General features: G+C 72.2%; 1 protein-coding gene and 1 riboswitch. The gene reads right to left on the reverse strand.

Going from position 1 to position 1,853, the window contains the following annotated elements:
- Nucleotides 1-81: 81 nt before the first annotated feature.
- Entirely contained in the window at nt 82-1,521 is a 1,440-nt protein-coding gene (locus DLJ47_RS32795) for a glycine hydroxymethyltransferase (RefSeq protein WP_109905901.1), read from the reverse strand.
- A gap of 18 nt (nt 1,522-1,539) precedes the next feature.
- A riboswitch (ZMP/ZTP riboswitch) is annotated at nt 1,540-1,629 on the reverse strand.
- Nucleotides 1,630-1,853: the final 224 nt, after the last annotated feature.

Consider the following 1,853-nt stretch of genomic DNA (forward strand, 5'->3'; position numbering starts at 1 on the left):
GCGGAACACGCGCGTTCCTGACACAAACCCCTTGATCAACCGCCGGGCCGGGCCGGGCCGGGGGCTGAAGGGTGGGTGGGGTCAGGTGAGGTCGACGGTGGGGTAGAGGGGGAAGCCGGTGAGCAGTTCCGCGGCCTGGCGGCTGACCTTGTCGGCGACGGCCTGGTCGAGCAGGTACTTGGCCTTCGACGGGGTGCCGTCGGCGTTGCTGCCCGGCGTGGTCTGGCTGAGCACGGTGTGGATCAGCTCGGCGGTCTGGTCCATCTCGGCGGTGCCCAGCCCCCGGGTGGTGAGCGCCGGGGTGCCGATCCGGATGCCGGAGGTGTACCAGGCGCCGTTCGGGTCCTGCGGCACCGAGTTGCGGTTGGTCACGATCCCCGAGTCGAGCAGCGCCTGCTCGGCCTGCCGGCCGGTCAGCCCGTAGCCGGTGACGTCGATCAGCACCAGGTGGTTGTCGGTGCCGCCGGTGACCAGCTTGCCGCCCCGGCGCAGCAGCCCCTCGGCGAGGGCCTGCGCGTTGGCCACGATGCGCTGGGCGTAGTCGGCGAAGTCGGGGCGGCGCGCCTCGGCCAGGGCGACGGCCTTGGCGGCCATCACGTGCGGCAGCGGGCCGCCGAGCACCATCGGGCAACCCCGGTCGACCTGGTCGGCCAGCTCCGGCTGGCAGAGCACCAGGCCGCCGCGCGGGCCGCGCAGCGACTTGTGCGTGGTGGTGGTGACGATGTGCGCGTGCGGCACCGGGTCGAAGTCGCCGGTGAACACCTTGCCGGCGACCAGGCCGGCGAAGTGGGCCATGTCGACCATGAAGGTGGCGCCGACCGAGTCGGCGATCTCCCGCATGATCCGGAAGTTCACCTTGCGGGGGTACGCCGAGTAGCCGGCCACCAGGATCAGCGGCTTGAACTCCCGGGCCGCCGCGGCGACCTGGTCGTAGTCGATCAGGCCGGTGGCCGGGTCGGTGCCGTAGCTGCGCTGGTCGAACATCTTGCCGGAGATGTTCGGCCGGAAGCCGTGGGTGAGGTGCCCACCGGCGTCCAGCGACATGCCCAGCATCCGCTGGTTGCCCAGCTCGCGGCGGAGCGTGAACCAGTCCGCCTCGGTGAGCTCGTTGACCTGCCGGACCTGCGCCTTCCGCAGCGCCGGGGACTCGATCCGGTCGGCCAGGATCGCCCAGAACGCGACCAGGTTGGCGTCGATGCCGGAGTGCGGCTGCACGTACGCGTGCGCGGCGCCGAACAGCTCCCGGGCGTGCTCGGCGGCGAGCGCCTCCACGGTGTCGACGTTCTGGCAGCCGGCGTAGAACCGGCGGCCCACGGTGCCCTCGGCGTACTTGTCGCTGAACCAGTTGCCCATCGCCAGCAGCGTGGCCGGGGAGGCGTAGTTCTCGCTCGCGATCAGCTTCAGCGACTCGCGCTGGTCGGCCAGTTCCGCCCCGATGGCGTCGGCGACCCGCGGTTCGACCGCGCGGATCACCTCGAGGGCGCTGCGGAAAGCGGTGGATTCGGCGTTCAGCGACGACATGCGACCTCCAGGTGACGTGCGGAAGGCCCAGGCGCTCGGCATGCGTCCTCATGACGGGACCGCTTCCCGATGGTGCTCCATCCCCACGCGCCAGTCACGGCCCGGGCTGATCCTACCGGGTCGGCGACCCACCGCCCCGGTCCGCCTCGGTCAACCCGGGTGACGGCGCGCCGCCCGTCCCTCCGTCCGCCGTCGCCGGCGGACCCGCCCGTCAAGATCAGCACAACGTCCGGGATGTGGCGGCTTCCCGCGCGTCGGAGACCACCACGTCCCGCACCTCGTGCTGCGTCGGGCGCGGGGCGCGGGAAGCCGCCACATCCCGGACGTTGTGC

Source organism: Micromonospora sp. S4605 (genome assembly GCF_003176715.1).
In the GTDB taxonomy this organism is placed as follows: Bacteria; Actinomycetota; Actinomycetes; order Mycobacteriales; family Micromonosporaceae; genus Micromonospora; species Micromonospora echinaurantiaca.